General features: G+C 58.2%; 4 protein-coding genes. 1 reads left to right on the top strand and 3 read right to left on the bottom strand.

Going from position 1 to position 5,088, the window contains the following annotated elements; genetic code table 11:
- Together ACXJ5O_RS18435 and ACXJ5O_RS18440 are read right to left on the bottom strand one after the other, a co-directional pair.
- Positions 1-2,258: GcvT family protein (locus tag ACXJ5O_RS18435; RefSeq protein WP_457301162.1), on the bottom strand; the 2,258-nt coding region annotated here is incomplete at its 3' end.
- A gap of 32 nt (positions 2,259-2,290) precedes the next feature.
- On the bottom strand, positions 2,291-3,523 hold the full coding sequence (locus tag ACXJ5O_RS18440) for an aromatic ring-hydroxylating oxygenase subunit alpha (RefSeq protein ID WP_457301163.1): 1,233 nt from the start codon (positions 3,521-3,523) through the stop codon (positions 2,291-2,293).
- 149 nt (positions 3,524-3,672) lie between these two features.
- Between ACXJ5O_RS18440 and ACXJ5O_RS18445 the strand changes: the two genes are divergently transcribed.
- Positions 3,673-4,581, top strand: a complete 909-nt coding sequence (locus tag ACXJ5O_RS18445) for a LysR substrate-binding domain-containing protein (protein WP_457301164.1) — start codon at positions 3,673-3,675, stop codon at positions 4,579-4,581.
- On the opposite strand, the gene ACXJ5O_RS18450 is transcribed toward ACXJ5O_RS18445, so the two are convergent.
- Positions 4,568-5,059 (bottom strand): thioesterase family protein, encoded by a 492-nt coding sequence (locus ACXJ5O_RS18450; RefSeq protein ID WP_457301165.1) that lies wholly within the window; start codon positions 5,057-5,059, stop codon positions 4,568-4,570. The two genes, ACXJ5O_RS18445 and ACXJ5O_RS18450, sit on opposite strands and share 14 nt — an antisense overlap.
- Positions 5,060-5,088 lie beyond the last annotated feature (29 nt).

A 5,088-nucleotide genomic window follows, 5' to 3' on the forward strand; every position in this document is an offset into this window, starting at 1 on the left:
ATATTGCCGTCGTGCCAAAGCGTCGACATGTAGGGTGCGTCGCAATCCCCCGCGTCGACAGTCAGCGTCACGTAGCGTTTCTTCACGCCGTGCTGCTTCTCGCTTTCCAGCGCCGCCTTGCCAAGGAATTCCGGCTTTTCCCATTTGATAAAGCGTTCGAGCCCGCTTTGCAGCGGTGTGTAGTCCGTGGACAAGTCACCCTTCCACGCGCGGTAACCCTTTTCCAGACGCAGCGAATCGAGGGCGAACATGCCGAACGGCTTGATCCCGTATTTCTGCCCCGCCTCCCACACCGCGTCGAAGATTACCGCCGTATCGGCCACCTTGGCGTGCACCTCCCAGCCAAGTTCGCCGGCAAACGACACGCGCACCAATTGGCAATAGCGCCCGGCAATCTGTGTCGTCTGATGCGACAGCCAGGATTTTTCGAGATCGGCATCGCAGATATCGTGGAAAAGATCGCGCGCCTTCGGCCCCGTCACGATCTGGCACGAGAAGTCTTCGGTCACATTGCTGATGCTGATTGAACTGCCTTTCGGCAAATGATTGAGGAGCCAGTCGCGATCATGCCATTCGGCAACACCGGCGGTGATCAGAAAGAACACGTTCTCGTCGATTGCCATGATCGACATTTCAGTGACAACGCGGCCCTTGTCGTCGGAAAAGTAGCCAAGTCCGATACGTCCGGGTTTGGGAACGATACCAGTAATCAACGTCGACATCCATGCGCGCGCGCCCTCACCGCTTACCTTGAAGCGTGAGAAACCCGGCAAGTCTAGAATGCCGACAGCATCGCGCACCGCATGGCATTCTTCGCGAATACGCTGCTGCCAGGGTCCGTCGCGCAGGAATGTCTGTGTGGAGTCTTCGGACGTATCGTCGCCCGGTTGCGCATACCAGTTGGCCCGCTCCCAGCCGTTATAAGCCCCGAACTGCGCACCGAGCTTGGCGATGCGGTCATGGATCGGCGACAGCTTCTTGTTGCGACCCGCCGGCCATGTATGGCGCGGAAAGTGGATGGCGTATTCGTACCCGTAAACTTCAACACCCTTGGCGACACAATAGTCAGCATCGGTGAAAGCGGTGAACCGGCGCGGATCGCACGACCACATATCCCACTCCGTTGCGCCCTCCATCACCCATTCGGCGAGGACCTTGCCCGCCCCGCCGGCCTGCGCAATGCCGAAGGTGAAGACACAGGCGTCGAAAGCGTTGGGAACGCCCGGCATCGGGCCAATCAGCGGGTTGCCGTCGGGCGCGTAAGGGATCGGACCGTTGATGATCTTCGACAGGCCCGCCGTGCCAAGGATCGGAACGCGTGCGATGGCATCGTTCAGATACCATTCGAGCCGCTCCAGATCGTCAGGGAAAAGCTGGAAGGAGAAGTCGTCCGGCATCGGATCGTCGGAAGTCGCCCAATGCGCTCGGCAATTGCGCTCATAGGGCCCCAAATTCATGCCGTTCTTTTCCTGCCGGAGATAATATGAGGAGTCGACGTCGCGCAGCAGTGGCAGCTTCTGGCCATGTTCGCGCGACCACGCAGCGATTTCGGGGATTTCGTCAAACAGCAGATATTGATGGCTCATCACCATCATCGGCACGTCCCGGCCAAACATCCTGCCGATTTCCTGCGCGCGATATCCTGCAGCATTGACCACGTATTCGCAGCGAATGTCGCCCTGAGGCGTCGAGATGACCCATTCGTCATTCTCACGTCTCGCGCCCGTGACAGGGCAAAAACGGATGATCTTGGCGCCCAGATCACGCGCACCCTTGGCTAGAGCCTGCGTCAACTGCGCCGGATCGATATCGCCATCATTGGGATCGTAGAGCGCGCCTTCCAGCTCATGCGTCGCAATAAATGGATAGCGACCGTTGATCTCATCGGCCCCCAGCACATCGATATCCATGCCCTGATAGCGGCCCATGCTCTTCACACGCTGGAATTCGCGCATCCGCTCCTTGGTATGCGCCAGCCGCAGCGACCCGGTGACATGATAGTTCATGGGATAATCGACTTCGGCAGCCAGCCCGCGATAAAGTTCGGCCGAATAGCGCTGCATGTTCATCACTGACCACGAGGCCGAAAACGTCGGCACATTGCCCGCCGCATGCCATGTCGATCCCGATGTCAGCTCGTTCTTTTCGAGCAGCACGCAATCGGTCCAACCCGCTTTGGCGAGATGATAAAGCGACGAAACGCCAACCGCCCCGCCACCGATGATGACGACGCGCGCCGACGTTGGAAAATCAGACATATGCAGTCCCCTGTAGTCTTATGCGATTCGAATTATGGCCGTGCGATTTCGTCGAGGTACCACTGGATGTACCGCAGTTCATTGTATTCCATCGGCGCAATCGGACCCGGCACGAAGTAGTGCGAACGGACGCCGCGCGCCGTATGCTCGATGATCGTCTTGTCTTCGGCGGTCGTGACCTTCCACAGCCAAGTCAGCTTTTCGAGGTCGTAATCCTTGCCCTCTTCGGCATCGCCGCGCACCAGCCAGATCAATTCCATCTCACACGTATCGACGCTTTTCGGAATGAACCGATAGATCATGCCATGGTCCGGATAGCACACGAGGAAGCTCGTGCCGCCAAGATGGATCGAGGTAACGCCGCCATCGAACTCCGAGAAGCGCCCCATCAGTGGCCCGATGGGCGAACCGTCTTCGCTGCCACTGGAAACGCCGTCGTAGAGCGCATAGCGGAACGTATGAATTGTTTCCTGGCCGTGCGCCGAACTCTGCCAGTGGTCGCCGGTGGCAATGTCGATGCCAAGCGCACAGGTGCGCTGTTCCATGCGGGCATTCAGTTCAACGATCTTCTCGGCCGGCTGCTCCAGTGCATGGGTCTGCGAATATTCCGGGTGGGCCGGGCCGCAATGGTAGCATTCCACGTAGTTTTCGACGGCAAGCTTCCAGTTGGCATCGACAGGATAGGTTTCGCGGTGCGCGACCTTGGCGTCCGCCCAGCCATACTGACCGCACGTCGTACGCAGCGACTGTTCGATAATGGAAAAATCCAGTGGTTCGTCGGCAAAGCAGATGAAGATCAGTCCCTCGGCTACCCTTACGTGCAGCTTCTTCAAGCCATGGGCGCTGCGATCGAAATCCTTTGGCATCAGCCGCGCCGCGCGCAGACTGCCATCATTGGTGTATGTCCAGGCATGATAGGGACAGACGAAGAAGCGTGCATTCCCTTTCTGCTTGGTGCAGACCTCGGCGCCGCGATGGCGGCAAACATTCAAAAACGCGTGGATTGATCCGTCTTCGGTGCGTGAAACAATCACCGCCTCGCTGTCAATCTTGAAAAGCTCGAAATCTCCGGCATTGGGAATGATGCTGGCGTGTCCGATGCAGTGCCAATGACGCCGGAACACCCGCTCCATGTCACGCGCATAGACGTCCGGGTCCATGTAGAACGCACGAACAAGGCCGTGACCGGCTTTGTGCCCGGCGATCAGTTGATCGATCTTGTCCAGAGACGGCGCAATTTCCGCAAAGGCTTGGTCTGCACCCATTTCATTCTCCGAAAGATTGTTCCCGGACGCCCTGTTATTTTTGACCGCGTCGCAGTTTAGAATGATTCCGCATTGCGCCGCATTCAAGCGATCGTTACTCATAAAGACATGAATTATTCTCAAGCATCCAACTACGCGGTTTCCAGGCCATGATGTCGAAGCCTCGCATTCCGCCGCTCGGCTCGTTGCGGGCTTTCGAGGCGTCGGCGCGGCTGTTGAGCTTCCGGCTTGCTGGAGAGGAACTTGGCGTGACCCAATCCGCCATCAGCCACCGCATTGCCGAGCTTGAAACCATTCTCGGCGTGAAGCTGTTCGAACGCCTGCCGCGCGGCGTGTCCCTGACTGACGCCGGCACGCTCTACTATCCCTATATGCGCGATGCTTTCGAACGCATTGCGCGTGGTACGGCTCTGATAAATCGGATCGGCACGACCGACGACCTTGCTTTGGAAACCTATGCGACCTTCGCTATCCGCTGGCTGATCCCGCGCCTGACGGACTTCCGCAAGGTAAATCCCAATCTTGCGATCCGTATCGGCACCAGCCAACTGGATTGGGAGCTCAACATCGATAGCTCCGACATCGGCATCATCCACACCACCCGGCCGGAGCGGATGAACCTGCACTACCGCCTGTTGGTCAAGGCTGAGATGCGCCCTGTCTGCAGTCCGCAGGTAGCTGCACGGATCGAAGGAGACGCCGAAGCCAAAGCTCTCGCCAAAGTACCGCGCCTCGCGCTTTATACCTCCCCCGAGGATTGGGGCACGTGGCTCGAGGCGGCAGGCATCGCCGATACCGCTCAGGCAGTAACGTTGAAGTTCGATACCTATCTTGCCGCCCTGCAATCGGCTCTAGACGGACAGGGCCTCGCCGTCGCGCCGGACTTTCTGGTGGCTGACGATATCAAGGCTGGGCGGCTTGTCGCCCCGTTCCCACTGAAAGTTCCGCAGCCCGGCGCCTGGTACATGATCTGCCGCAAGGAGCGCGTCGGCGAAACCCGCATCCGCCAATTCGAGCGCTGGCTGGTCGAGCAGTTTGGTGGGGCTACTTCCGCTTGATTCCGATCGATCGGCCAACCCGCGCAGGTATTGGCAGCTTGGAGTGCGCTTGCTTGTAGAAGTCGAGCGTCGGCAAAATGTCATCGGGAAACGGCACAACCTTTGGGCCGTTCATATCCACATGCAGCGACATCACCTCTGCGGTCGCCGCCACCCAGCCATCCTGGTGCACGATCTCATTGTAAGTATGCAGACGCTTGGCATCGAAATCGATCAACTGGCTGGTGACCGTCACGATATGGTCGAGATGAATTTCCTGCACGTAGCAGATATGCACTTCGGCAGTATAGATCGTCAGCTTGCGTTCGGCGGCATATTTGGGGCCGAAACCCAATTCGGCAAGAAACTCATCGCCGCCCCGGTCGAAAACCACGTTGTAATATGCCATGTTCAGGTGGCCATTATAGTCGATCCACTCCTTCTCCATGGCAATGGGCGCGGACCGGTACAGTTGACCTTGCAAATTTTCGGCTGACATTCTGGGCTCCTGACTGGATGGCGCAACTA

The sequence above is a fragment of the Phyllobacterium sp. P5_D12 genome, from assembly GCF_054049495.1.